The sequence below is a fragment of the Methylomusa anaerophila genome (genome assembly GCF_003966895.1).
Lineage (GTDB): Bacteria > Bacillota > Negativicutes > Sporomusales > Sporomusaceae > Methylomusa > Methylomusa anaerophila.
This window is the reverse complement of sequence record NZ_AP018449.1, coordinates 1,535,035-1,561,339: the sequence shown is the minus strand read 5'-3', so window position 1 is coordinate 1,561,339 and position 26,305 is coordinate 1,535,035. Positions and strand designations below refer to the sequence as shown.

At 45.5% G+C, this 26,305-nt stretch carries 27 protein-coding genes and 1 pseudogene; 3 read left to right on the top strand and 25 right to left on the bottom strand.

The window, feature by feature from the left end:
* Positions 1-17: 17 nt before the first annotated feature.
* The 20 genes from MAMMFC1_RS06840 to MAMMFC1_RS06750 form a co-directional block, all read right to left on the bottom strand.
* Positions 18-1,115: a HigA family addiction module antitoxin gene (locus MAMMFC1_RS06840; protein ID WP_126307616.1), complete on the bottom strand. Its 1,098-nt coding sequence runs from the start codon at positions 1,113-1,115 to the stop codon at positions 18-20.
* A gap of 112 nt (positions 1,116-1,227) precedes the next feature.
* On the bottom strand, positions 1,228-1,464 hold the full coding sequence (locus MAMMFC1_RS06835; RefSeq protein WP_232035717.1) for a hypothetical protein: 237 nt from the start codon (positions 1,462-1,464) through the stop codon (positions 1,228-1,230).
* A gap of 208 nt (positions 1,465-1,672) precedes the next feature.
* Positions 1,673-2,524, bottom strand: coding sequence for an HD-GYP domain-containing protein (locus MAMMFC1_RS06830; RefSeq protein ID WP_158618675.1), 852 nt, complete (start codon positions 2,522-2,524; stop codon positions 1,673-1,675).
* Positions 2,525-2,573: 49 nt separating this feature from the next.
* Positions 2,574-3,743, bottom strand: a complete 1,170-nt coding sequence (locus MAMMFC1_RS06825) for a DegT/DnrJ/EryC1/StrS family aminotransferase (RefSeq protein ID WP_126307610.1) — start codon at positions 3,741-3,743, stop codon at positions 2,574-2,576.
* Positions 3,744-3,814: 71 nt separating this feature from the next.
* Positions 3,815-4,432 (bottom strand): YdcF family protein, encoded by a 618-nt coding sequence (locus MAMMFC1_RS06820; RefSeq protein WP_126307608.1) that lies wholly within the window; start codon positions 4,430-4,432, stop codon positions 3,815-3,817.
* A 21-nt stretch (positions 4,433-4,453) separates the two neighbouring features.
* Positions 4,454-5,128 (bottom strand): acetyltransferase, encoded by a 675-nt coding sequence (locus MAMMFC1_RS06815; RefSeq protein WP_126307606.1) that lies wholly within the window; start codon positions 5,126-5,128, stop codon positions 4,454-4,456.
* Positions 5,116-5,748, bottom strand: a complete 633-nt coding sequence (locus MAMMFC1_RS06810; RefSeq protein WP_126307604.1) for a sugar transferase — start codon at positions 5,746-5,748, stop codon at positions 5,116-5,118. The genes MAMMFC1_RS06815 and MAMMFC1_RS06810 overlap by 13 nt, the downstream gene beginning before the upstream one ends.
* Positions 5,745-6,944: a glycosyltransferase family 4 protein gene (locus MAMMFC1_RS06805; RefSeq protein WP_126307602.1), complete on the bottom strand. Its 1,200-nt coding sequence runs from the start codon at positions 6,942-6,944 to the stop codon at positions 5,745-5,747. The genes MAMMFC1_RS06810 and MAMMFC1_RS06805 overlap by 4 nt, the downstream gene beginning before the upstream one ends.
* 26 nt (positions 6,945-6,970) lie before the next feature.
* Positions 6,971-7,867 carry a glycosyltransferase family 2 protein gene (locus tag MAMMFC1_RS06800; protein WP_158618674.1) on the bottom strand — a complete coding sequence of 299 codons (897 nt, stop codon included), beginning with the start codon at positions 7,865-7,867 and terminating at the stop codon, positions 6,971-6,973.
* On the bottom strand, positions 7,860-9,077 hold the full coding sequence (locus MAMMFC1_RS06795) for an O-antigen polymerase (protein ID WP_158618673.1): 1,218 nt from the start codon (positions 9,075-9,077) through the stop codon (positions 7,860-7,862). The genes MAMMFC1_RS06800 and MAMMFC1_RS06795 overlap by 8 nt, the downstream gene beginning before the upstream one ends.
* Positions 9,074-10,021: a glycosyltransferase family 2 protein gene (locus MAMMFC1_RS06790; RefSeq protein WP_126307597.1), complete on the bottom strand. Its 948-nt coding sequence runs from the start codon at positions 10,019-10,021 to the stop codon at positions 9,074-9,076. Before MAMMFC1_RS06790 ends, MAMMFC1_RS06795 begins: the two co-directional genes overlap by 4 nt.
* A gap of 43 nt (positions 10,022-10,064) precedes the next feature.
* Positions 10,065-11,576, bottom strand: coding sequence for a lipopolysaccharide biosynthesis protein (locus MAMMFC1_RS06785; RefSeq protein WP_126307595.1), 1,512 nt, complete (start codon positions 11,574-11,576; stop codon positions 10,065-10,067).
* Positions 11,573-13,420: a polysaccharide biosynthesis protein gene (locus tag MAMMFC1_RS06780; RefSeq protein ID WP_126307593.1), complete on the bottom strand. Its 1,848-nt coding sequence runs from the start codon at positions 13,418-13,420 to the stop codon at positions 11,573-11,575. Before MAMMFC1_RS06780 ends, MAMMFC1_RS06785 begins: the two co-directional genes overlap by 4 nt.
* Before the next feature lie 62 nt (positions 13,421-13,482).
* Positions 13,483-14,145, bottom strand: a complete 663-nt coding sequence (locus MAMMFC1_RS06775) for a CpsD/CapB family tyrosine-protein kinase (protein ID WP_126307591.1) — start codon at positions 14,143-14,145, stop codon at positions 13,483-13,485.
* 77 nt (positions 14,146-14,222) lie between these two features.
* Positions 14,223-15,677: a GumC family protein gene (locus MAMMFC1_RS06770; protein WP_126307589.1), complete on the bottom strand. Its 1,455-nt coding sequence runs from the start codon at positions 15,675-15,677 to the stop codon at positions 14,223-14,225.
* A gap of 36 nt (positions 15,678-15,713) precedes the next feature.
* A complete protein-coding gene (locus tag MAMMFC1_RS06765) occupies positions 15,714-16,376 on the bottom strand; it encodes a polysaccharide biosynthesis/export family protein (RefSeq protein ID WP_232035716.1) in 663 nt (220 codons plus the stop codon).
* Positions 16,377-16,719: 343 nt separating this feature from the next.
* Positions 16,720-17,487, bottom strand: a complete 768-nt coding sequence (locus tag MAMMFC1_RS21975) for a preprotein translocase subunit SecA (RefSeq protein WP_197723935.1) — start codon at positions 17,485-17,487, stop codon at positions 16,720-16,722.
* A complete protein-coding gene (locus MAMMFC1_RS21970; protein ID WP_197723934.1) occupies positions 17,454-18,248 on the bottom strand; it encodes a DEAD/DEAH box helicase in 795 nt (264 codons plus the stop codon). Before MAMMFC1_RS21970 ends, MAMMFC1_RS21975 begins: the two co-directional genes overlap by 34 nt.
* A 455-nt stretch (positions 18,249-18,703) precedes the next feature.
* Positions 18,704-19,462 carry an AAA family ATPase gene (locus MAMMFC1_RS06755; protein ID WP_126307585.1) on the bottom strand — a complete coding sequence of 253 codons (759 nt, stop codon included), beginning with the start codon at positions 19,460-19,462 and terminating at the stop codon, positions 18,704-18,706.
* A 78-nt stretch (positions 19,463-19,540) separates the two neighbouring features.
* Positions 19,541-20,710, bottom strand: coding sequence for an ATP-binding protein (locus MAMMFC1_RS06750; RefSeq protein ID WP_232035797.1), 1,170 nt, complete (start codon positions 20,708-20,710; stop codon positions 19,541-19,543).
* A gap of 96 nt (positions 20,711-20,806) precedes the next feature.
* On the opposite strand from MAMMFC1_RS06750, the pseudogene MAMMFC1_RS22875 reads away from it, so the two are divergent.
* Positions 20,807-21,280, top strand: a pseudogene (locus MAMMFC1_RS22875) (methyl-accepting chemotaxis protein); the annotation flags it as partial.
* Between the two features lie 117 nt (positions 21,281-21,397).
* A complete protein-coding gene (locus MAMMFC1_RS22870; protein ID WP_408631242.1) occupies positions 21,398-21,802 on the top strand; it encodes a CZB domain-containing protein in 405 nt (134 codons plus the stop codon).
* Positions 21,803-21,892: 90 nt separating this feature from the next.
* Here the strand turns inward: MAMMFC1_RS22870 and MAMMFC1_RS06740 are convergent, their stop codons facing one another.
* Positions 21,893-22,249, bottom strand: a complete 357-nt coding sequence (locus tag MAMMFC1_RS06740; protein ID WP_158618672.1) for a hypothetical protein — start codon at positions 22,247-22,249, stop codon at positions 21,893-21,895.
* 124 nt (positions 22,250-22,373) lie between these two features.
* Between MAMMFC1_RS06740 and MAMMFC1_RS06735 the strand changes: the two genes are divergently transcribed.
* Positions 22,374-23,606 carry an ATP-binding protein gene (locus tag MAMMFC1_RS06735; protein WP_126307577.1) on the top strand — a complete coding sequence of 411 codons (1,233 nt, stop codon included), beginning with the start codon at positions 22,374-22,376 and terminating at the stop codon, positions 23,604-23,606.
* An 89-nt stretch (positions 23,607-23,695) separates the two neighbouring features.
* On the opposite strand, the gene MAMMFC1_RS06730 is transcribed toward MAMMFC1_RS06735, so the two are convergent.
* The 4 genes from MAMMFC1_RS06730 to MAMMFC1_RS06715 form a co-directional block, all read right to left on the bottom strand.
* Positions 23,696-23,944, bottom strand: coding sequence for a manganese catalase family protein (locus MAMMFC1_RS06730; protein ID WP_232035715.1), 249 nt, complete (start codon positions 23,942-23,944; stop codon positions 23,696-23,698).
* 120 nt (positions 23,945-24,064) lie between these two features.
* The gene (locus tag MAMMFC1_RS06725) at positions 24,065-25,087 is read right to left on the bottom strand and encodes a virulence RhuM family protein (protein WP_126307575.1); all 1,023 of its coding nucleotides are present in this window, start codon (positions 25,085-25,087) and stop codon (positions 24,065-24,067) included.
* 55 nt (positions 25,088-25,142) lie between these two features.
* A complete protein-coding gene (locus MAMMFC1_RS06720) occupies positions 25,143-25,394 on the bottom strand; it encodes a hypothetical protein (protein WP_197723932.1) in 252 nt (83 codons plus the stop codon).
* A gap of 289 nt (positions 25,395-25,683) precedes the next feature.
* Positions 25,684-26,280, bottom strand: a complete 597-nt coding sequence (locus MAMMFC1_RS06715; RefSeq protein ID WP_126307572.1) for a manganese catalase family protein — start codon at positions 26,278-26,280, stop codon at positions 25,684-25,686.
* Positions 26,281-26,305 lie beyond the last annotated feature (25 nt).

The following is a 26,305-nucleotide window of genomic DNA, read 5'->3' as shown; positions in this document are numbered from 1 at the left end:
ATCGGCTCAGATGGTCACTAACAAAGTTCTATCTTATATCTTTCTTTTAAATGAGCTAATCTATTAAATTCCAGAAACCTATCGTGCTGCAATCTTCCAACTACTATACCCGGCTGAACGCCGATTTCTAAAGCAAATTGTTTAACACTGCCTTCACTAAAGTTCCCGCTTTCAATAAAACTAGAATATTGATCTCCTGGTATCAAATAATCGCCGGAAAAGGTATCCGCCTCCTGCTCTAACCCTACATCAAGTCTATCAAAATTCTCACCTTTATCAAAACTAATAAAAGTTTCCTTTAGCCTTTGCTGCAATACATGTTTAATTTCATGGAATAGAGAAAACCAAAATACATCAGCATCCATTCTTCTATTATTAATTGCCAACAGTACTTTTTCAGAGCTAATCCATTTTACGGCGCCATTAACACCAGAATTTTTCAAATGTGGCAATAAGACAAAAGCAACTCCACACTCTTTAAAAATCTCACATAGCCGCGGACAAAAAACTTGTGGATCTTGTAATGTCATTCCTCTAATTTCAGGCAGATATCCTTTTAGTTTTTTACTATTAAAAGGGTAACAATTAATTTTCTCTGCCATATTCATTGCCGTTTGAATCCAAGCATTAGAATTAACAATATTTTTTTCAGCAACATCCGAAACGGCAGTTCTACAAGCAACCAAAAAATCTTTTTTGGTCAATACACTCAATGATGACACTTTAAAAAATTTATGCAACTCGGATATTTTTTCTTCCACTTTTTTAGTTTCTTTGACTAATTTTAAGCAGCAGAAATAATTATAATCAATAAACTTAAGATAATGCTTCTCTTGATCGAGTTTTTTTCTTTGTTCAATTTCTACAAGCTTTTCATTATATGCATTTTGTAAGTTTAACCAAACTTTCACAGAAGTTCCAAGCATTTGTGCTAGTTTTTGGGCAATGTCGTTTGACAAAGGAATTTCCCCATTAAGCAATTTACTCAGTGTTTTGTCCGTAGTATCTAATCGTTTGGCAAACTCACTTTGAGTAATTCCCATGTCCTCGATGATTTCCCGTAGATAATATCCCGGGTGAAAAGCAATTAGCTCTTCATATTCGATTTTACTCATAGTGTTTTGTCACCTCCTCGATATGTACAACGACAATACGGATTGCATATTCTCCAAACACTTCGGCATTACTGCAGGGCTTTCCGTCATCACGTTTAGGAATAAGCAACATTCAAAAGCCAGATTTTCTACCTGCTATGTCAATTGTATACAACCCAGCCATATTACCGCCCAAGTCATGGAAATGAAAAGGAGGATATTGAATGACATCGCGCAAAGTTTCTGCTTCATTAATAAAATTTATAGCTGCCAGCAGGGCTTCCGGTATTCTACCGCTATATTTCTTTTTTGCCTCCCTTAAGTTAGTACATATCTTCTCAAGCTTTTTGTCCTTATATTCGATTATCATAAACAAAGAAAGCCCTTTCCCCGGATACTTTAAGTATAGCACCGCCAGGAATTTCTTACAATTATTTTTTACCTTTTCGGTAAAAAAATATTCCTAATCAGTCTGAAAGCTAGCCTTTTTTACTTTCTTATACACGTATTGTCCCACGATTGCCTCACAAAAGAACCCCTGGCAGCCATTGACTCTCGGCATCCTGGGGGTTAAAATTCTAAAAATATTGCTTTAACAACCCACGCAATTGTTCCCTGGCTTCTTCTTCATTTATATCAACAACGCTGTCATATAAGGACTTGGCGATTTTGTGAAAGCAGGTCAGCAATTCCGGATCAAACTGAGTGCCGCTTCCCTCATCAAGTATACGCATGGCCTTATTGAAAGTGTAAGCTTCTCTATACGGCCGTTTGGAAGTCAATATGTCAAAAACATCCACGATGGAAAAGATACGGGCATTCAGGGGGATATACTTTCCGGCCAGGTTTTCCATATAACCTGTACCGCCATATTTTTCGTGATGAAATCGAATCACTTCATCCGCTTCCGTCAGCCAGGACGTTTTTCGAATTAGCTCACTGCCCTTGATGGTATGGGTTTTTACGATCTCAAATTCATCAGGAGTCAGTTTTCCCGGCTTTAATAACAGTTCATCGCTAAACAGAATGGTTCCAATATCATGCAAAAATACACCCTTAATCAATTCCGCGATCTTTAGCGGCGGCAAACCAATGGCCTCAGCCAAATGAATGGCATAGATAGCAACCCGGTAATTATGCAGGCTTGTTTCGCTATCCCGCTGGGCGATAGCCGCCCCGATTACCTCAAGTAATTCGATATTGGCCGAAACCAATTCCTGTAAATGGTCAATCAACGCTTTGTTGCAAAACAGCATAAGGGGGTATACAGCCACAACGGTAACAAGAATGGCAGCTTCCACTTCCAGTAATGCTTTCAGGGGCTGGCCATTTCTTTCCACAAAAGCTATAACCGCCCCGCTTCCTATTGCCAAAGACAGCCATAGCCAAAACAGTTTCCGCCATACATCATTGCGTATACTTTCGCGCATAGTTATCCTCACTATTTCCATTTCCCATTCCGCTTTGTCCAAGATGGTGCTAACTTATTTTGCGTTTTTGTTGCAGGCGGAAAACTTTTTTTATGCTATTTATTACTCTTGCTTGATCGCCGGCAGTCATGCTTGTACCGGACGGCAGGCAAATTCCGCGCTGAAACAGATAATCTGAAATACTTTTCCCGTCTGTATGGGGGTAATAACGGTGGTTGGCAAAAACAGGCTGCCGGTGCATAGGCTTCCAAACCGGACGCGATTCGATATTCTCTTTTTCCAAAGCATCCATGATAACAGCCGCCGTTAAGCCGCATTCGGCCGGATCTACCACCATAACCGTCAGCCAGCGCGTTGCCCGTCCATAAGACGCCTCCGGCATAAATTCAATACCGTCCATGGGGGAGAGTTCCTCAAAATAGCGATTGTAGACGGCATGTTTCGCCTGGATGCGATCTTCCAGGACTCTTAGCTGTCCGCGCCCAATAGCCGCCAATACATTGCTCAAACGATAATTATAACCAATTTCGCTATGTTGATAATGCCTGGCCGCATCACGCGCCTGAGTTGCCCAAAAGCGCGCTTTTTCCAGTGATGCAATATCTTCGGAAACCAGCATGCCGCCGCCGGAGGTGGTTATTATTTTATTGCCGTTAAAGGAATATACGCCAAACCTGCCGATGGTTCCCGCCTTTTTCCCTTTATAGGTGGCTCCCAGCGCCTCGGCGGAATCTTCCAGCATAGGTACGCCATAGGAGTTGCATATCGCCAATAGGCTATCCTTATCAGCGCTCTGCCCGTACAAATCAACAACAATGACTGCCTTGGGCAGCTTACCCGCTTCTGCCGCGTCTTTAAACGCCCGTTTTAGCGCTGCCGGCGACATATTCCAGGTTTGGGGCTCGGAATCAATAAATACCGGTATGGCGCCTTGATAAGTAATCGGATTGGCACTGGCAATAAATGTGAGCGTTGAGCAAAATACCGTGTCCCCCGGACCAACATTGAGCAGGCTTAAAGCCAAATGAATAGCGGCTGTGCCTGAACTAAGCGCCACCGCGCCGCCGCTGCCGGCATATTCGGCAAGCTCGGCTTCAAAAGCATTTACATGCGGCCCAACAGGTGCTATCCAATTGGTGGCAAAGGCCTCGGCAACTAGCTGCTGCTCCATTTCTCCCATATGCGGCGGGGACAAATAAATACGGTTACTGGTATCCATCGGTAACTGCCTCCATTACATATTATCATTCATATCCCAATATCCCAATATCTCGTGATCCCATGGGGTGGTTAAAGCGACCGACCTAACGCATAGCCTGTCAATTTCACATATTCACTAATAACAACCATAATGCTTCGGTTATTGGTCCACCAATAGTTTGGCGCAAACTCCGGATCGCCCACTGAACAATAGGCAAGTTGGACACCGCTGCCGGCAAATACTTTGCGGAATATCAACCGGGCTCTTTGCATGTGATAATTAGAAGACACCACTATCGCGGACCGGAAGCCATGTTGCTCCATTAAGGCTTTGGAATAAATGGCATTTTGGAAGGTAGACATAGCCCGGGCCTCGATGACAATTGACTGCTTGGGTACTCCAAGCTCGCTTGCATGGGCCGCCATGAGTTCGGCAATATTCGTGGTATGATATATATTTCCCCCCGAAACCATCACATAGGGTGCATATCCTTGACGCCAAAGCTCGACCCCTTTTTCGGTACGAGCCCCATGGTCCCCTGACAAAATAATGATGACGTCGGCTGGCCGGGGCTGTTCATCGATAGTCAGTATTCGTCCCGCAAAGATAACAGCGGTCAGCAATACGCCAAGCAACAGAAATATAACGCCGAACTTGTGCATGAAAATTCCTCGCAATTGCTTGATTTTTATTTTTTTATTATCCATAATTTATAATTTGGGGTATTATTAAATTTTCGCCAAAAATTTTTGTACTTTAGCCGGCACACCAAACGCAACCACATGGGCAGGCAAATTCGATACTACTGTTGCACCGGCGCCAATAACGCTCCAGTCACCAATGCAAAGATTCGGAATTACTTTGGCGCCGATACCGACGAATGTCCCTTGCCCGATGGTCACATTGCCGGCGATACTGCAACCGGGGGCAACATGACTGCAGTTCATAATAATGCAATCATGATCCACCGAAGCATTGGTATTGATGATTGCATCCGCCATGATTGTCGCATCGGCATTGACGACAGCACCAGGCATGATTGCGATTCCGTCGCTTAATTTTACAGTCTCGGACACATAGGCAAAAGGGCTAATGGCATTGACCAGGGTAAAGCCCCATTCACGCATTTTGTCAACGATAACCATTCGCCGCCGGTTATCGCCAATGGCCACAAACGCTTTGGTAATGCCGCTGTCGAGCATCGGTCCTACGGTAGCAAACAGCCGGTCCACACTGGAAGCATCGCTCACGACCGGGACACCGCCTACCATTCCACCGGCTTTCTCCGGGCGGTCAACGCAAGTAACAATTGTATACTGCTGCCGGCTGCGCAGTATGTCAATAATCACTTTGGCATGCCCTCCCGCCCCCACCAGGATTACGTTATTTTTCAGTTCCGGCAAGAAAGATCACCTCCCTGTTCTCCCTTGAACTCAGGCATTGTGACATGTCCGGACTGATTAATGCCCTCCCTTTTGGCTACTTTCAATATTGTCATAAGTAATATTTTTATATCCAGCCCAAGGGACCAATTATCCACATACCATACATCCAGGCGAAACTTTTCTTCCCAAGTAAGCGCGTTTCTCCCCTGTACCTGGGCCCAGCCGGTTATGCCCGGCTTCACATCATGCCGTCTGGCCTGCTCCCTGTTATAGCGTGGCAGATACTCCATTAACAAGGGCCGGGGACCCACCAGGCTCAGATCGCCTTTAATAACGTTAAGCAGTTGTGGGAGTTCGTCAAGACTAAGCCGGCGCAATAAGCGTCCCGTGGTTGTCAGGCGCTGTTCATCCGGCAACAGATTCCCCTTTCCATCCACGGCGTCTGTCATGGTACGAAATTTGTAGATATAAAATGGTTTCCCCTTAAGCCCCGGCCGCTGCTGCCGGAAAACTACGGGTGAGCCAAGGTTTATTTTAATTAGTGCGGCCACCGCGCCCATGAGCGGCAGCAACAATATAATTAAGGCCACCGAGAAGCCTAAATCAAAAATTCGTTTGACCCTTAGCCCGCTGTTCATGATACGGTCCTTTCAGCTGTGGGCCTCTGTCCCGTCTTATCCTGCCAGGTACGTTGGTAAAATATGGCCGTATTTTCCCAAACCAGTTCTTGGCGAAATTCCGCGGCGATTCTTGCCTGGCCCTGTTGCCCCATAAGCAAAGCCTGTTGCCGGTCCGCCAGCACCTTGGCGGCAGCATTGGCCAAAGCCTGCCAATCACCCACCGGAACCAATAACCCGGTCACCCCGTCGACAACCGCATCCACGCAGCCTGTTGCTGCAAAAGCCACTACCGGCTTCCCGGCTGCTGCCGCTTCCAAAACAACCGTCGGCAGCCCTTCCCGGTAGGTTGGCAGCAAAAGTACTTCCATTAACGAATAATAGGGCGCGGCATCAGCGACAAACCCGGTAACAACAATAGCGGGATCTTGTTGGATCCTGTGCTGCAATTCCGCGGCAACCGGGTCATCGGCGTCATAATCACCGACGAGCAGCAAGTACAATTGAGCATGGTTGTCTTTTAATTGTTCATAGGCAGCAATCAGTTCGTATATTCCTTTGTCTTTGGTAAAGCGCCCGGTAAAACCGATTATCGTTGCCGCCGGCGGAATACCCAGCTCCGCTTGCAATTTTTCGCGCCGGCCGGTTTTGGCATTTGAATTTACAAACCGCTCCATGTTAATGCCGTTGCAACTGCCGGCGCCGATTACCGCAACTTTTTGGCTTGGCGCCAAACGGAATTTAATAAAATTGCGCTTCAGGCTGTCACTAACGCAAACCACCTTATGGGCGCAAAAAGCGGCTATATATTCTGTTGCCAAAAGTATCGCGCGTTTTAAACCGGTCAGCGTCTCCAACCGCAGCCCATGACAAGTATAGATGCGCACAGGCACATGATTTATAAAAGCGGCCATACCTACCAAAAGACCGGCTTTGGGAGTTCCGGCGTTGACGATATCAGGCTTAACGGTGCGCAATAATTTGATTATGCGGATTAAACTGACAAAATCCTTAAAGACGGCAATTTGCCGTTCCATGGCAACCGGGAAATATTCCACCTCTTCCGTTGGCGCCCAGCCCGGCGAGCAAAGCACGGCAACCTGAAATCCCGCTTTTTGCAAATGGGTAATCTGTCCTTTAAAGAACATCATGCTTATCGGCGCCGTTACCGCCAGCAGTATGAGTGGTTTATGGTTGGCCTTCATCACGTAGATCATTCCTTATATGCATAATCATGTTCTAATCAGCTTCTTGACGAATGAGAACAAAGCCAGACATCATGCCAGCGTTGCAGCAACAACGGATCTGCCGGCAACATGGGATTGCGGAGACTCTTGACGCCAAATTGGATATTCAATATATCCGCCACCACTTTTAGCAATAAGATGACCGCATTTTTCACAACCACGTCATACCGCTTAGCCGCCATTGCTTCACAACCTACGGCTTTCAGAAAAGCATACCGCCCGCGCAGCATTTTTTTTAACGTCCGTCGTTCCTGACGATAGCCTAGCAAGACTTCGGGAATACAGGCAAAGCAACTGGATTGGTATGCCCGGAAAAGCAAGTTTTGGTCTTCCGCCCCGTTATACTCGGAACGGTAACGGTGTTTTCTAAACCAGTCCCTTTTGCCAAGCATGGTGGGATGAGCCAGATAAAAACCGGCCCAGGGCCTACGGCAGATCTCTTCATGGCTTTGCTTCGCCGGCAAAATACCTTGAACAGCTCCGTCCCCCTGAAAAAATATAATGTTAGCGCCTACCAAATCAACCTCAGGATGTTCCCGCATATAATCCACCTGCGCGGCCAGGCGCTGAGGAAAACAAATGTCATCGGCATCCATTCTGGCAAAATATTCTCCTTCACATATATCCAAGGCCTGATTTAGCCGATAGGCAATTCCCCGGTTGCATCCTGCCGCTACAACTTTGATTCGCGGGTCATCCCAGGCAGCGACTATAGCCAGACTGGCATCGGTAGAGCCGTCATCCATAATCAGCAATTCCCACCGCCGGTATGTTTGGTTCAGAATGGATTGGACGGCGGCGCCAATGGTTTTTTCAGCGTTGAAAACGGGTAGAGCGATACTGACCAACGGTTCGGAAAACATAAAAATCTCACCCCGATACATTCTAAACATCACTATCCGCGGCAATATACCTGTCAAAAATCCAGCTGCTGAAAATAAACAGGAAAAAGGAGAACCTGATAAACTCATTGTTGGCAATAGCCATAAGCAGACAATATGACACCATGGAGTAACCGGCGATGGCGAAGAAACTTCCCTTGGCCTTCATCAGATTGTAAGCGGCGGCCGCCAGCATTCCAATCCCCAAAGCACCCGCCATGGCGCCGGCAATGCCGAAATCCAGGGTAAAACAGTCCAGAAAGGTATATACATTGGTAACAATGGGAAACTCCATGTACTCGCGGATCAAACTTGTGTAGTCGTGAATAAAGCCCATCTTTTTCAATATATAATTTGGTATATCAAAGGAGTATAGGCCGTACTCACTGGCCAGATAATTACCCTCCAGGATAGTCTCATAAGCCAGCATCGGCCCGCCTATATACGAAGCAAAAGCCTGCGTTTGGGAGCCATTTCCCGCCTGTCCGGCAGGAACATCGTCAATAACCGACTGCATATAGCCAAAGACCAAAAACCCCAGCAATCCCAGCAGGCCGCATATCAGGATAATGCGGTTCTGTTCCTTGGGAAATACCGCGTTTAGCGATACCAGAATCGTCATTATCACTTTAAACAGCGGTCCCCGGGTAAAAAAAACCAGACTGGTTATGGCGCCCATAACACACACCGCGGCCAGCAGCTTCCCTGAAATCCACCCTTTGCGCAACATGATGACCCCAAGGGGTATATAAAAGGTGTAACCGTTGCGAAATGGCTGCATAAACCAGGGTATGGCATTAAGATCAATATCTTGATTGACTCTGGCGGCCGCCAGCGAGCCAACCGGATCTTGCAGGTTAATACCCATGCTGGCGATTTCAATGCTAAAAGCCAGCAAATGGGCGCCTATTAAAAAAAGGAAGAGGTAAACCGTCTTTTTTCTATCGATTTTATCCGCAAACATCGGTTTATCATACGGTTGCAGTATGCACAACGCTCCGATTAACAACAACCACCAGGCGCCGAACAAAATAGTGAGCGTTTCCGGCTCGACCCTTATCATTCCGTTTAATGACCAGATATTAATAAGGATGGATGCCCCCCATAACAGGGAAAATATATTTGTAAAAACAAACAAGTCCCGGGTAAGCCGGTGAATAAACAGTGACAGAATAATTGCTACCGTAAAGCCAAGGACGGTAATAAGCCAGTAGTACGTCACTGTTTTATAACCTTCTTCCCCCTGGCTGCCGGCCGTAACAGCATGGACTGTATCAGTTTCTTGGAAATGAAATCCACAGCCCGCACAAAAACCAGCAAGCTGCAGGCTAACCAGCCGGCGTTCAGGTATTTACGGCAGTAATATACCTGGCTTTTCACATCTTCCTTATACATATGGAAGCGAAAGACTCCTAACCGTTGCTTGGTAGTCGCGCCGTGAAAGTGATGTACGGTTACGGCGGTAGTCAGGCAGCACTTTTTTTGGGCCAATTTTATTTGCCGGCCGAGAATGATTTCTTCAAAGTATAAAAATGTACCCTCATCAAAATAGCCGATACTTGCCAAGAAATTGGTACGGATGATAAAACAACAGCCGTTAATACTGTCGCATTCATACTCCCGGCCCGGCTGATAAGGCTTATGGTCCTGATAGACGTGCCGATCGTAAACGCGACTGCCGCCGGGCAGGCGTCTGAGCCACCAGCTGGCTACTACCAAACATGTTGTGAAGTCGGCGTCCCGCCGGACTTGTATGCCGGTTAGCGGATCCAGGTCCGTCCCCATTAACTGTACCAGGGGCGATACGGCAACCCGGTCCGCATCTTTTTCCAAGGCAGTGACCATGTTTTTCAACGCCGCGGGTTCCGGCAAGAATACATCGTTGTTTAAAATCATGGTATATTCCGCTGGTTCCAGTCCTTCGCTAAGCCGGGCGCCGACATTATTGCCGGCGGCATAGCCGGCATTGACAGCATTTCTTATTAACACCACCCGCTCTGGCAGACTTTGTTTCAATTGCTCATAATTCGCGGGGGCGGAAGCATTATCGACAACTACTACATCCAGCGGCTGATAAGACTGCGCCAGCAGGCTGGCAACACATTTAACGGTCATAGCCGGTTGATTGTAATTTAATATCACGACGCGCAATCTTCCCGGGCGCATAACTTCCCTCCTCTTGCCGCTGTCCCTCTGTCAGGCTAGTGGTCTATGTCGGTCTTACGTTAAACAGTTTTCTAAAACCAAACAGATAAAAAATACCGCCGCCTAATAGTAAAAATTGAATTGCCGCGGCAATTATTCCGGCTGCATAGCCCCATTGGGACTGGATCGAGTTTCGCTCATAAGCGATAAATATGCTGCCGAGAATCGTTATGGCGGTTATGCCGGCCAGCAGCTGCCACCGCACCTGCCAAGGCACCATTTTTCGTCCGGCATAGCTTACTATTATATTGTAAAACAAGTAGCCGGCCAGGACGGCATAGGCGGACGCCCCATAACCCATTCGGGGAACCAGGTATATATTTAACACCGCACTGACAACAACCGCCAATACGGCGACTATGAGCATGACATGGGTTTTCCCCGCAAACTCCAGCGGTTTATGTGTATACATACTGAGCTGAAAAGCAACATACCCGGCGGTAATCACCGGCATTATAACGTGCCCCTCCCGGAACTGCGGTCCGAGAAACCATTGGGCAAAGTCGCCGCTGAATAGCCATATAAAACCGGTAAGCAGAATCCCCGCCGCAATAAACCAATCGATGATATTGCCCAGCCAACGGCCTGTCTGCCGGCGATCGCCCTCACTGCCGGCCTTCATGAGAAAAGGGTGAGCGGCCAATATTACCGGGGCGTTTAACAGGCCCACAGCACCTGTTATCAAGACATAATTGGCAGAATAGATACCTACTTCCGCCGCCCCGCGGAACCACTGGATAACATAGCGATCCCCTGTTCCCAACAGCGCTACGGCCAAATACCAGCCGATCATGGGCAGCCCGTATGCAGCCAGCCGCTTGATCCCTGACCAAAACGGCCGGTCCATCTTAAGCTGCAGCAGGGAACCAAAAGGAAGAAGCTTAGTTTCCCGCCACATAACAGGAATAAGAATAATAGTACCGGCCACAGCGCCGTAGACTATCCACTCTGCCTTCGGCGCCACCAGAAGAACAAAAGTTAAGCTGAACAACAGTTTAAGGCCGGTAGTGAGTATGTTATAGCGGGAATATTCCCGGGCCCGCATCTCAGCCTGCAGGACGACACTCAACGAAGTAAACAAAGAACTGCTGATAATTAGTCCTGCCGTGGGTAAATATAAATCCTGCCAGCCAGGCGGCTGAAACAAATAAACTCCATACGCCATAATAACGGCAAGGATAGCTTCCGCGCCGACAATCAGCGCCAAACCACCGGCTATGCATTCTTTTAACTTGTTTATCTCCCCTTGGTCCTGGAGTGACGGCAAGTATCTGGCAAGTGAGGTTTGCAGCCACGCAGCCGCCGCAACGGAAGCAAAGGCGGCTATACTCAAAGCCAAACTATAGCGGCCGTACTCAAATGCCGCAAATATATGGGTAAAAACGGCGGCCGACAATAGTCCCAGCAAAGCCGGCAGTAAGCTTCCCGGCGCATACTCCATGACCTTCTTCAGCAAACTTCCGTAATTGAGCTCATTATGGCAATCCATTTTGGGGTTCCTTTCCGGCCATTTCACGAAGCTGCTTCCTTAACCATCGCCGGTGGCCGGTAAGACGGTATCAAATAGGACAAAATCTGAATAATTTCCGAAAATGAAGCCGCCTGCTGCAACAATGTTAACCCCTTTTGCAAGTTTTGCCGGTCAACATTCTTCAGCTTGGCCGTATAAATCTTTTCATGCTTAGTGACATTTACGCCCTCTTCAGCTGTTAATAACTCTTCAAACAGCTTTTCTCCCGGTCTTAAACCAATGTAGTCAAATTTGATGTCCACATGGGGAATCAGGCCGGCGATTTGGATCATAGAACAAGCCATGTCCAAAATTTTTACCGGCTCGCCCATATCCAGGACGAATACTTCCCCGCCCTGGGCCAAGGCGCCTGCCTGCAGCACTAAGGATGATGCTTCCGGGATGGTCATAAAATAGCGTTTCATATCCGGATGCGTAATGGTAACCGGTCCCCCGGCGGCAATTTGCTTCTGAAAAAGGGGTATCACACTGCCGCGGCTGCCCAGCACATTGCCGAAGCGAACCGCCGCAAAGGTAGTACGACTGGTCTTGTTCATGTCTTGAATAATCAATTCGGCCATCCGTTTGGTCGCCCCCATTACACTGGTGGGGTTGACCGCTTTATCCGTCGATATCATGACAAATACCTCGGTGCCGAATCTGTCGGCTGCCTCAGCAACCGTCTTGGTCCCAAAAATATTATTGCTCACAGCCTCATCCGGCTGCTTTTCCATCAGCGGAACATGTTTATGGGCGGCAGCATGAAAAACCACCTGCGGGGCGCAGCGTGAGAAAATCAGGTTTATCCGCTTGCTGTCCCGTACATCCACAATCAGCGGTTCAATGGTTAAATCCTGATATTTTTCCCGCAGCTCACTCTCAATAGCGTAAATACTGTTTTCGCCCTTGCCAAGCAGATAAAGAATACGGGGCGACATAGATGCAATCTGACGGCATAACTCTGAGCCGATAGAGCCGCCGGCCCCCGTAACCAATACACTTTTATCCTTCAAAAACTCGGCCACTTGCCCCATGTTAAGTTCGACAGGGCTGCGCCGGAGTAAATCTTCCAGTTGAAGGCTGCGCAGTTGAAGCGTCTTGCCGCCACTTTTAATCCATTCGTCCAGGTTAGGCGCTATTTTCAGCCGGCACCGCTCTTTTCGGCAGTCGGCGAGAATTTCGCGGACAAATTCACCGTTAATCGACGGTATTGCCAAAATAATTTCCTGGACATTGTGTTTGCTGATAATACGCCGCAAATCACTTCTTTTACCTAATACTTTCGCGCCAAAAAGCAGCCGGTTTTGCTTGTAGGGTTCATCATCAATAAAGCCGACCAGTTTCCGGATGCCGTTGCGGCGCATAGCAAGGTCCTGCCTGCTCAAGGCTCTGGCAACCATTGCGCCCGTGTCGCCGGCCCCGATAATCAATACCCCGATATCATGCTCGCTCCAGCCCTGGGGCATAAAATTACTAACATGGGCTATGACTCTGGTGATACCGATAAAAACAATATTGATAAACCATGACATCAATTGTATGCTCTTGGGTATCGGATAGACCGTCAGCGCTGAAATCACCGCAATAATTGCCGAGCTGACGGTAACAGCCCCGACAATAACCAGCAGTTCTTTGGCACCCGCATACCGCCACAGCCGGTTATAAAAACCAAAAGCATAGAAGGTCCCAAGCCGGATAAAAATAGTAAGCGGTATAGTATAGAGTATTACACTGTTATAAAACTCACTAATGGCTCCCTCAAAACGAATCAGTGCGGCGATGTACGGAACAGTTCCCACGATAAAACCATCAAGCAGCACCATTGACAATAATCGGATTGCATTGTTCACGCTGTCACCCCCCCTGCGCCAATTTTCCGCCAGTGTTAAATCACTCCCAATTCTTTAAACAATTATTGAGTTGACTTGACACGATTTAATACCACGCCCAGTAATTGGCCGTTGGCTTTTTCCAATACCTGCTTGGCCTTACGAACAACTTCCGGCCGCGCCATGTTAACATTGACCACCACCGCGATCCCATCTGTTTTGGCTGCCAGTATGCAGGCATCCGTGGCAAAGGTAACCGCCGGGGTATCCAGAATTATAATATCCGCTTTGGTCTTCAAATCATCAAGGGCGGCTTCCATATCGGCGGAAGCCAGAAATTCCGCCGGGTTGAGCGGCAAATAGCCGCTGGATATTAAGCGGAGGTTTTTGGTACCGGTGTCGCTTATGATATGATTGAGGACAACCTTTTTTCGCAGATAGTCCCCTAGGCCCGCATTGGCCAAATTACGATCTGTCCCGCTGTCTTTGTTCAGCAGCTTGTGCTGCACTGGCCGGTGCAAATTGCAGTCCACGAGAATAACTCTCTTCCCCGTCTGGGCGTAAGCAATGGCGGTATTCGCCGCAATGGTGGATTTGCCCTCACCGGGAAGCGCACTGGTAAACATAATAATCTTGGGCTGATCTTCGCCTTTACTAAAATAAATGTTTGTTCTAATAATTCGATAAGCGTCGGCAATCGATACTTGGGTACGATCGCTGAAAGCCCCTTGGTAATCTTGCGGCATACTATCCCCGATCCTCTTTGTCTAAAATTGAATTAATACGTTCCTATTTTCTATTTCCTATATTTGTATTTAGCTGGTTAGCCCTGGCCGCTTAACCATTTGAACACAGCCCGCAATTTATTCCGATACCGGATATATCCCGGCCTTGGTTCATCAGTAAAGTCAGGAACCATACCGATAACCGGCAAATCAAGATATCTTTTAACATCCTCTTCCGTGGCCATTTTCTTTTGCACATGCTCGCCCAAAACCGCTAATCCAATACCGCTGACGAGACCGATGACCGCTCCCAGTAAGAGGTTTAGCGTCTTTTTGGGCTGTACCGGCGAGGGAGAAGCGTCCGGTTCGTCTATCACCTGAACTTCCAGCGGCTGCATAACCTCATTGATACGGGCCTCTTCGTGCCGTTTGGCCAACATGACGTATTTTTCCCGGGCAACTGTCACATCCCGCTCCACAATAGCTAATCCGTGCTCTTTAGCCGGAATTTTGGCCAGGTCCTGCTGATCGCTGGCAATGATTTGTTCCGTGGCTGTCTTGCGGGCGCTTGCGGTGGAAAGTTCGGCTCCCACCTGAATTTCATTTTCCAACAAACCCTGCCGGAGATGATTGGTCGATGGTGCGTCGCCGTTGACAACCCGTGATATTTCCTCATTGAGATCGACTTTTATTTTGTCGATAGACGCCTGCACACTTTGCACTTGCGGATGGTCAGCCGTATATTTGGCAAGCAAACCAGCTTTTTCCCCCTCCAATTCCGCCAACTTGTTCTTCTGCTGTTGGATAAGCTGATTGTCGGCCAAGACTCCCTGTTTTTGGCGGTTCAACTGCTCACGGATATTACTAAGTTTGGCTGCCGCCGCAGCTAACGCGGTGGTATTTTCGTCATTAGCTTTTTTCATGCCGGCCAGATTTTCAACCATGACCTTGGTCTCATCCGCCGGCGACACAATCTTCTGTTCCCGCTTATAGTCCTCAAAGGCGCTTTCCGCTGTTTCCAATTCCGCTTTTGCTTCCAGCAAACGTTCCCCAATGAATTCCCGCGCCGCTTTTTGTTCCCGCCGGCTTAAACCGGTAATGCGCTGGACAAAAGCATCCATTAGCGCCGTGGCTATGGTTTGTGCTTCCTCCGGTGTCTTGCCCTGAACTTTAATTTTCAGAATTTCTCCATTTATCGAGGAAGTCGATATCCGTCTGAGAATATCGTTAGGAGAAATTGCGGCATATCTGTCCTGGGGCAGCTTGGCAATAACCGCTTGCGCAACAGTACGGCTTTTCAGAATCTCTGTATTTGACTGCATCAATTGTTTGGTATTGCCGCCTTCAACAGGTTGATCAGCTAACAGTGAGTTTGCCAATGCTTTGGGTTGCTTGATCCGGACAGTAGTTTCCGCCTCGTAAACCTTCGGGAGCAAAGCGTTCATGCCGACAGTCAACATAACAGTCAGTATGAAAACGGCTAAGATCAAGCCTTTCCGTTGTATAGCTATCCGGATTATGTTTTGTTTATCCCATATTGAGCCATTCACCATGTAATCCCCCAGCGAGCACGCACATCCGTTTCGGCGTTATTTGATGCCGCTTCCCACTTGATAGCTGGCACTGCCTCTACTAAATGTAAGACTAGTAGAAATTATCGACGAAATATCAATCTTATTATTGGGGGTTAGGTACAATACATCGCCATCGCCCAAAGCATAATTCTGGGACATGTCACCCTTATTAAGGAGGTTAAGCAGGTTCACTTTTAACGGCTTCCCTTGCTGATTGCTGCGAATTACAAACACATTTCTTTTGGCTGCTTTATCTGTGTAGCCGCCGGCCGCACCTAAAGCATCCAGGATATTGCAGTATTTCTCAATTTCATACATTCCCGGTTTAACCACCTCGCCCAGCACATAAACCCGCGTTGTACGATATTTGGTAATGATAACCGATACCTTAGGGTCCCGAACATATTTGGCCAGGCCGGCCGCTATATTCGCAGCCAGATCATTTGTGGATAAGCCTGCGACTTTAAGTTGGCCAACCACCGGAAAATTGATGTTTCCTTCAGCCCCGACAATGATATCTTCTACCTGGAGTTCATCCAGTCCCCACACACTCACGGTAAACACGTCGCCGACGCCTAAATGATATTCTTCGGCGCAAGCGGCATATACCGGCATCAACACAAGCAGCAGAAAAAACAGGCCGAGAATACTATTTTGAACAGTACTTTTTTGTTTCACAGGCAACCTCCACATGCATGATCATTGAACCATTAGCTAGTTGTCTCTAATCTTGTTTGTAGCAACCGATGGAGCGTGTCCTTATTACGGTCACCCTCTTTTTGGGTGAATATCGACAATTTTCGCTACAAATTCCCATTTTCCTTCGTGTTTTTGTCGAATTTTAGAACTTTTTAACAAAATTTTAATGCGTATACCTTAAGCCGCCTCGCTCCGTCCAACATAAATACGGCCTCCGACTAGTTCGGAGGCCGTATTTTCATCAAATTTATAGAATTATATTTTACTTATATGAGACATGGGTTGCAACCGCTGTTTATCTTGAAAGACAATGCGGCCTGTGTTAATCATACCTGATGTAAGCTTTGATTAAACCGGATAGCCTGCTGAATTGATACGGATTATCGCTAATAAGATAGGTCCAAGTGGATGAAGGAGCGTTAAGCCCCGCTTTCACCATATCAATCCCGTCCTCGCCGACCGCAACCGTATTAAATGTCCTAATTGTTTCTGCGTCAATTTTGGCCATCATCTCATCAAATGCTTCGATGGCAATTTTGTGAAACTCGGCGAGAGGATCCTTTTTGCCAATGACAACCAAATGTATGCCTTCCCGCTCATAATTGATATAATCCAGGTAATCCGCCCAACATTTGTTTATATAGTGCAGAGTAAGCTGTTTTTCAACCTTCTGCAAAACCTTCTCACCTACCTGAGCCTTGAGCGCATCATAACGTTCAGCAGCTTTCGATGATAATAGCACTAAAGGCACCGTATCCATCAGGACATCCTGACGCTTATTGTAAATAATACGGCGCTGCTGTTCGATGATAAAAGAGTATTTCCATAATTGACGCCTGATGTCGGAATTATATCCCTCCGCAATCCGCCGCCCCTTTAGCAACTCACGGGATACAGCGGGATCATTAACCGGATCTTCTTGTTTCAACGGAAATTTGCTGGCAGGAATGAGTTGCGCAATATCATATCTTTTTATCAGATGGTCTTCCAGGCTAATAAAAAATCTGCTTTCATCCGGATCACCTTGACGACCGGCTCTGCCTCTTAACTGATTATCTATCCTGCGACTATCATGGTAGTTAGTTCCCAATACGAGCCGTGCCTGGGGCCTCGAACTATCTTTGATAAATGAAGGAGATTTTCCTCGCCTGCCGCTACATTTCCCGCAATAACAAGAGGTATCCGGGCTTCGTCAATAAGGATTGAGTCAGCTTCATCCACAATGGCATAATGAAATGGCCGGTGGACAACAATCTCTTTTTCCATACACAGGAAATCGCGCAAGTAATCAAAGCCCGCCTCTTTTGCAGTTACATATGTAATGTCAGCGGCATAGGCATTCTGTCTTTCGCTGGTACTCATCCCTTCATTTACGTACCCCGCCGAAAGACTCAAAAATTCATATATCGGCCCCATCCACAGGGCATCCCTGCGGGCAAGATAATCATTGAAAGTCAGCACATGGACGCCTTTACCCGTCAACGCATTTAAGTATGCCGGCATTACGGCAGCCAATGTTTTCCCTTCACCGGTTTGCATTTCCACCATCTTGCCCTGGTGCAGAGCAATAGCCGCAATAACCTGCGTATCAAAAGGCTTTATTCCTAACACACGCCGGGCAGCCTGGCGAACAAGAGCAAAAGACTGCACAAGAAGTTTATCGGGTGAGACCCCGTTGCAGACCTGCCTTTTAAGGTCCGAAGACAGTTCTTTCAGTTCATGATCACTGAAAGAGTCGAGCTTGACAGCATTGATTTCTTTTAGAACTTGTATGTAGGAGCCAAGATCATATTTAACCGGATATTGGATATTCTGGATTACATGGGCCAATTTGGACAATATGCTTAACATAAATATAATATTCCCCCTCTTCATTCTGAGCATTACACACATTACCTGTGATTGAATGCACCATGAAGAAAGGGAAACGCTTTGATTTCCCAAGGTTAACTAAAAGCTGAACTATAATAGCAGAAAGTATTAAAAGGCAAAAAGATAATATTTCCCAGGATACCATATAATGACTTGCTATGGAAAACAAGTTTTCAGTTATAGGTTGTATGGTTTCGCTGAAAACTTGCTTGATATATATCCATAGTATTGCAATTCCGAAAAATAGACCCAGTAGTATTCGTAAATCGGAAGACTTCATGGGTCCTGATTTACATAGGAAAATGCCGGATAAATATCCTGTCAATATTATTGGAAATGTGATATATATTCCTATCAATAATGCCAGAATAAACATAAACATCCTTTGTCGCCCCACTAACAGCAAAGTATAATAGCCAATTGCTCCCTTAGACTTAGCAGTCACTATCCATCAATATCTTCAGCATTTTTTGAGGATTATTTATGAAGTCTTTCATAATAAGAAAATGGTCTGTTTGTTCATATTCTACTTCAGTAAATCCATTCTGATTAAATTGTAAAATAGCGGCATCGGGATACGCCATTAAAATCGGTGAATGAGTCGCAATGATAAACTGTGAATTTCGCTGCACCAGGTTATGCAGCCTTGAGATAATCGCCATCTGCCGCAAGGGAGACAACGCAGCCTCAGGTTCATCGAGAATATATAATCCTTGCGGACCAAATCGATGGTTGAAGGTAGCGAAAAAAGCTTCGCCGTGGGATTGCTCGTGTAAAGACCTGCCCCCGTAGGAACTAATAATGGAAGGACCGCCGGATCCGGCATCAAGTTCCTCAATGTTGGTAGACAGGTTATAAAAACTTTCGGCCCGCAGAAAAAAACCGTTACGGGGTTTTTTTACTCCTTTGATTAGACGGACATACTCATACAAGTTGGAATGTGACGCGCGGGAGGAAAAGGAAAAATTGATAGTGCCGCCTTCCGGATTAAATCCCCAGGCAACCGCTATTGCCTCAAGTATTGTTGATTTTCCGGTACCATTTTCCCCTACGATAAAAGTAACCCGGGGATGAAAATGCAGCTCGGTTAAGTCATGAATGGCTGGTAAACAGAAAGGATATTTCTCATAATCATTAATTTCGTGGCGGCGTAGCTGCATGCTTCGTATATATTGCTGGTTTTCACCTAACATAACTTTCTCCTTGCGGATGCCTTGCAACCTTATCTAATGTTTTAAGTGACGCAGAGTACTAGAATTAACTTTTGTTAATTATTTTTGTATACGTTTTAAATATTGTTTAAATTGAGGCACAGTAAAATCAACTTCTCCGTACCTTGCCGAATAAATAAAACCTTTATAAATCAACTGTCCTCTAACTGGTGAAATGCTTTGAACACTCGTTTGCATCCTGCTGGCAATTTGTGCCATAGTACATGGCAACGCCCCACATTCAGCCATGGCTATCATAACTTCTTTTTCTTTAGGCGTAGCTCTATCATAGCGAACTTTGAAGAAACTATCATCTAAACTTTTTTCAAATATCGGATAAGCAGCCTCTACCGATGTAATATCAATCTTATTATCCTTAATAAAAGCCCAAACTTGCTTTCCATACTCTTGAAGAAAGTAAGGATATCCATCTGTTATTGTAATAATTTTATCAATTGCTTCATCTGTGTATGTAACACCTAACTTTTTTGCAGGTTCAGTCAATGCCAGCTTGGCCGCCTCTGGTTCTAGAGAATCAATGGAAATAAAACTAACTAATCTTTCTGCATAAGACTTAATATCCCCAGCAATTTTGGCAACTTTAGGCAAACCTGCTGAAAATAAAGTAACGGGTAATCCTTTTTGATTGACTCTGTGGATCGCTGCAATTAAAGCTTCAAACTCATCATCTTTTAAATATTGTATTTCATCAATAAATAAGCAGACTGCATTATCATTCTTTTGAGCTAATGTACCTAATGACACAAATAGTTCTGTAAGATCATTTTGAAAATTACCTGTATCCGAGACACCCACAGCTGCATCAATATTATCTTTTAAACCTAAACTTACTTCTCCCTCAGGAGAATAGGTAATTTGAAATGCTTTTAGTATCGAAAGTGCTTTATCTAAGTAAAATTTGGCTTGTTTTTTTGTACTCAACTGTCTAATCAGTTTTTGGATATGAAAAGATATGGATATTTTAAAGGAAGAACGCTCTGATACTTCGATATGTTCATATAAAACAAGATTTTCTTCTGCAATTTCTTCTATTCTGTTTAGCAGTACAGTCTTACCAACACCCCGCAACCCATAATAAACAATAGAGCGTGTAGGAAATCCATGGGCAACACTAACAATAACTTCTCTTGCTTCACTTATTGTATCGTCACGTCCAGCTAAATAGCTCGGTACTAGTCCAGCACCCGGGGTATATGGATTAGGTAACATCAAAATAATCACCTCTTTATTCGATTATTACCATTATTATACTAATATAAACGTTTAATAACAACCGTTTCCGTAAAATATTTTATATAACTACCTATAACTACCTATAATCATTCTATCTTCCCTATATATCAAATAGTCGCGAATGAGACAGATCGGTCGCAAACTCATTTAACGGAGCTGACGAATCGAGTTACTCAATTAAATACCTCGACTGCCTATATCGATAGGTTAGTTTCGGTGGTGAAAGGGGTATCAGATCAGACAAACCTCCTGGCCCTTAATGCCGCCATTGAAGCGGCTCGTGCAGGTGAACACGGCAGGGGATTTTCAGTAGTGGCGGAAGAAGTCCGTAAACTGGCAGATCAGTCACGACAGTCGGTGGGGGAGATTACTAACCAGCTTATGGACATTCGCAATGAGGTGGAGAATATCAGTCTCGCATTCAAGGAGATGGGAGGAGCTTTTGAACATAATGCAGATGCAGTGAGCATGGCAACTCAAAGTACGGAAAAACTGATGGAAGTATTTGATAAAATTGGCGAGGCGGTGCAAAATCTTGCCCCTATCGCCGAGGAACAATCGGCCACGTTTGAAGAAATTAGCGCTACTATACGGGATATTTCGGATAGAACGGCCATATTGAATGAGGGTACTCAAAAGTGCAATGCGGGTGTTTTGAGTGTTATGAATCAGATCAATGGGGTTCGAACCCAAGTCAGCAGTATGCATTTGCCTTACAAGGCAGCTGACATTATTGAACTGGCGAAAACCGACCATCTGATTTGGAAGGCTCACATTAACTATATGTTGCGAGGACTCCTCACGCTGGAGGTGGCTAATGTACGAAATCATCACGCATGCCGCCTGGGTAAATGGTATTTCGGAGAAGGACAAAAGCTGTTTGGCCACATTGCGATATATAAAAATATGGACGGGGTTCATCATAAATTTCATGAATATTGCGCGGAAGCTATTGAACTTTACCAACGAAAAGATTATGCCGGGTCGCAAAAAATGGCGGCGGAGATTGAGAAATTATCTAATGAAGTAATGTCGATGCTTGATCAGATCAAAAAACTGGTGAAGTAGGATAGGAGAGTAACAAAAAACGGCTGCTCTGCAAAGCAACCGTTTTTTGGTGCGTTGTTAGATAGCCATTACGTCGGATTAGTTATCTGTTTACAGATCAGCTAACTTGAAATTAACCAGTATCTTCTGTATAGGCAAATAATTATCAGCCAGAAACATAATGTTAACAATAGCCACATCAAAGGATTTAGCCCCTTTCATTTCCATGCCTGCGAAAGAGGTTGTGATATTGACTTGATCAAGAGGAATAATTGGCCTTTTCTGCCATTTGGTTACAGGGTGCTCTTTCTTGTCTACTGGCGGCTGTTTGTTTTCCGCTCTATATAAAACTGCGCCCGTTATAGATACCGCTATGATGATATAAACAGCCGATGCGGCTACTTGTTTCCACCATATCCCGGTGCGAAAGCCCGGTATCTTCTCTATAAACCCCGTTACCCGGTTCATTCCAAGCTGACGTTCCAACTCCTGTACACTCTGATAAGGCCATTGGCAAGAATTAAGGATTGTTTTTTCGCAATAATACGGTTATAATAAAGGCATATTTTAGATTTAACGAGGTGTGCCGTCCATGTATATAAGCCGGGCTTTGGAAAAAAGAATATTAACCGCAAGCGAACAGTTCCGTGCCTTGATTGTAACCGGGCCCCGTCAGGTTGGGAAAACCACGTTACTCAAACATTTGGCTGATACGGATCGGGAGTATGTCACACTTGACGATCCCGTGGAGCGTGAGGCAGCAGTTAGCGAGCCGGCGCTGTTTTTAGAACGCCACAAGCCTCCGGTTATCATTGACGAGATCCAATACGCACCGAACCTTCTGCCTTACATCAAAATGTATGTGGATACTCATCAAAAAAAAGGGGACTTTTGGTTGACGGGATCGCAGAAATTTCATGTGATGAAAAACGTGTCCGAGAGCCTCGCCGGACGGATTGCGGTCATAGAGATGTATGGGCTGTCCCAGAGCGAGATCGAGGCCGTGGACAGTGGCGCCAGACCTTCCGGCGAACCCTTCGTCTGTGACCATGAGGTTATGGCAGAACGTCTTAAAACGCGTAAACCAATGGGGCTCTACGACATATATGAGCGGATTTTCAAAGGCTCCATGCCTGCCGCCTATTCAGAAGGGTTTAACCGGGAAGAGTTTTATTCGGGATATGTCAGCACATATCTCCAAAGAGATATAAAAGACCTTACCCAAGTGGCGGATGAACTCGATTTCTTCCGCTTTATGAGCGCCTGCGCCGCTAGGACAAGTGAGATGGTAAACTATGCCGACCTTGCTAAAGATGTCGGCATCAGCGCCCCTACCGCCAAGCAATGGCTGTCGATTTTGGCGTCAAGCGGCGTTGTGGAATTAGTTCAGCCGTTATTTAACAATAGACTAAAAAGGGCTGTTAAGTCTCCGAATATGTATTTCATGGATACCGGGCTGGCGGTCTATCTCACCCGTTGGGATAGTCCGAAAACGTTGGAGGCTTCGGCGATGTCTGGTAAAATATTTGAAACATATGTAGTGAGTGAAATTTTGAAATCCTATCATAACGCCGGTAAACGCCCACCCATTTATTATTACAGGGATACGGACGGAAAGGAAATAGACCTGATTTTGGAATACAACGGTACGGCGTATCCGATTGAGATAAAAAAGACCGGCAACCCCGGCAAGGATGCGGTCAAGAATTTTGGAGTGTTAGAAAACTCCGGCAACGTTGTGGGCGAGGGAGCGGTGGTATGTTTGTATAACAAAGTCCTACCCATTGACAAGAACAACTGGATCATTCCAGCGTGGTTGATTTGACCTTAAATCTACTTAAATCAGTACGGTTCGCTTCGCCGAAACTCTGGAAATGGACGACTTCCCGCTGCCACAAAAAGCGCAGGCTGCTTTCACGCAGAGGCGATTAAATGTTCATAAGTGGTCCGGTCTTTCTGCTCGGCCACCATATTTTCCGTCAGGTCGGTGATGGGATAGCCCAGGGAGGCGATGTATTTGGCGCTCCAGGGTATTCCATTGGCATCCGACCAGAAGAGCGAGCAGTCATGCTGCACGAACTGTCCGTCCCAGCCGGCTTCCTTAAAGTCTTCACAGTCTGCCCCTTGAGTTAATTTATATACAAGCACGACGATGATTTCCATATATGCCAATTCTTCTGTCCCGATAGAAGTATCACAATTACTTATTTAAAGCAAATACCTACTTCTAATATTGCTCTGTTGCTTCACCGCGTTTTTCAATAATGATCATAATTTGTTTTTTTATTTTAAACGCTTTTCCAGTTTCTTAATTGTTTTATCAAAATCCGATTCAAAATTTTGATCTTGGACGACTCTAAATTTGGCATATTCTTTTTCCGCTAACGTTACGGCCACCTGGTGCGATACTTTGCCCGCATCCTGTAAAATCTCGTATTCGTTGAATTGTAAAAAGGCATCTAATTTCTGAACCCAATCCTGCATTTTCATGACAATCTGACGCCTGGCCTGATTTTCTGCATAGTCAAGATACATACTGACAATGCCTTCCAGTTCCTTAATCTCTGATTCAACTAAATAATTTTTAGCTGTAGTAATATCTGATTTTAAAACTTTCCCATGGGGCGCGTTCTTCCAAGTAGTAAGACCCATATTAGGCTTGTTGGCATCCGCTCGCTCCGCAATGAGTTCAGCAGCTGTTTTACCAGTAATAGCCCAATGCAATTTATTCTGAACGGTTTTATAAAACTGTATGGTCAATTCGGCCTTGGGTTGATAATCAATACTACATTGCGCATAAATATCAGTAATCTTTTGATAAAAACGCCGCTCGGAAGCTCTAATCTCCCGAATGCGTTCTAATAATTCATCAAAGTAATCTTTGCCAAAACGCTTGCCTTGTTTTAAGCGTTCATCATCCAGAACAAATCCTTTAATAATAAATTCCTTTAAGGTTTGTGTTGCCCAAACCCTAAATTGGGTTGCCTGACGACTGCTCACCCGATATCCAACCGCAATAACGGCATCCAGATTATAATATTCAAGCTTACGGGAAACTTCCCGTTGCCCTTCCATTTGAACTGTCAAAATTTCTTTGACAGTTGCTTCTCGATCCAGCTCATTCTCACTGTAAATATTTTGTAGGTGATGACTGATATTTTGTTTACTCGTGCCAAACAACTCTGCCATGCGATTTATGGTAAGCCAAAAAGTCTCATCTTGATATACGACTTCAATACGAATCGCCCCGTCCGGTGCCGTATAAAAAATAATATCACTATCCACGATTCCTTCCATATCCGCCATATGCATCCTCCTCTAAGCCATACCTTTATGTTTTTACTTGGGCACAATCCTCACTCTACTTGATATGTTTTTCCGTCCGAAGCAGTTGTTGCAGATTTTGCAACAACTGAATTATAATCAAGCTCTCCTTCATCAAAAACATTTTTATATGCCTGGAAATAACTGATTTATCTCTTTGAAAAAGGTCAGTCATTTGATTTAACGAAAGCCATACTGTTTCATTATCAAGTCTAACATCAATTTTGGTTTTTCCATCTTCGGTTTGATACATCAATATATTGGAACTTCCAGCCTGTAGATCACTCATCCTTAACACCTCATAGGGAATTTGCAACTTTTAGCATGAAACAATTATATCATAATAATATTCTTATTTTTTACATTTTTCCTTCTTAAGTACCGTAAATACTGGGGAGTAGATCTGTAGGCGCTACTTACATAGCTCTGAATAACTACCGGCTTGTCCGTCAGGTGTTTATTATATTATATTGAAAAGCCATTGTTTCCCACTGACTTTTCAATGAGGAAAAACCAATTTAGCCTCCGAATATTTTCGGAGGCCCAATTTAGTGTAAGATTCTTAAGTAATGAATTTTTTACTCGCACCCGCACTTGTGCCCCGTCCAGACGTGCGACTTGGCCATCCATTCCTGGACGTCGTTTAAGGTCTCGCCGAAACGCTGGAAATGAACAACTTCCCGCTGCCACAAAAAGCGCAGGCTGCTTTTCACGCAAGGGTCGTCGGTACAGGCGATTAAATGTTCATAAGTGGTCCGGGCTTTCTGCTCGGCCGCCATATCTTCCGTCAGGTCGGTGATGGGGTCGCCCAGGGAGGCGATGTATTTGGCACTCCAGGGTATTCCATTGGCATCCGACCAGAAAAGCGAGCAGTCATGCTGCACAAACTGTCCGCCCCAGCCGGCTTCCTTAAAGTCTTCACAGTCTGCCCCCTGGGTTAATTTATATACAAGCGCGGCAATCATTTCCATATGTGCCAATTCTTCTGTCCCAATATCCGTAAGTAGGGCTTTCGCCTTATCTGTCGGCATACTATACCGCTGATTCAAATATCGGAGCGAAGCTGACAGTTCTCCGTCGGGACCGCCATATTGGGTAATGACAAGCTTGGCAAACTTAACGTCCGGGCATGTAACCCGTATGGGGTGCTCCAGCTTTTTCTCATATATCCACATATTCACTGCTCCCTTACATTAATTC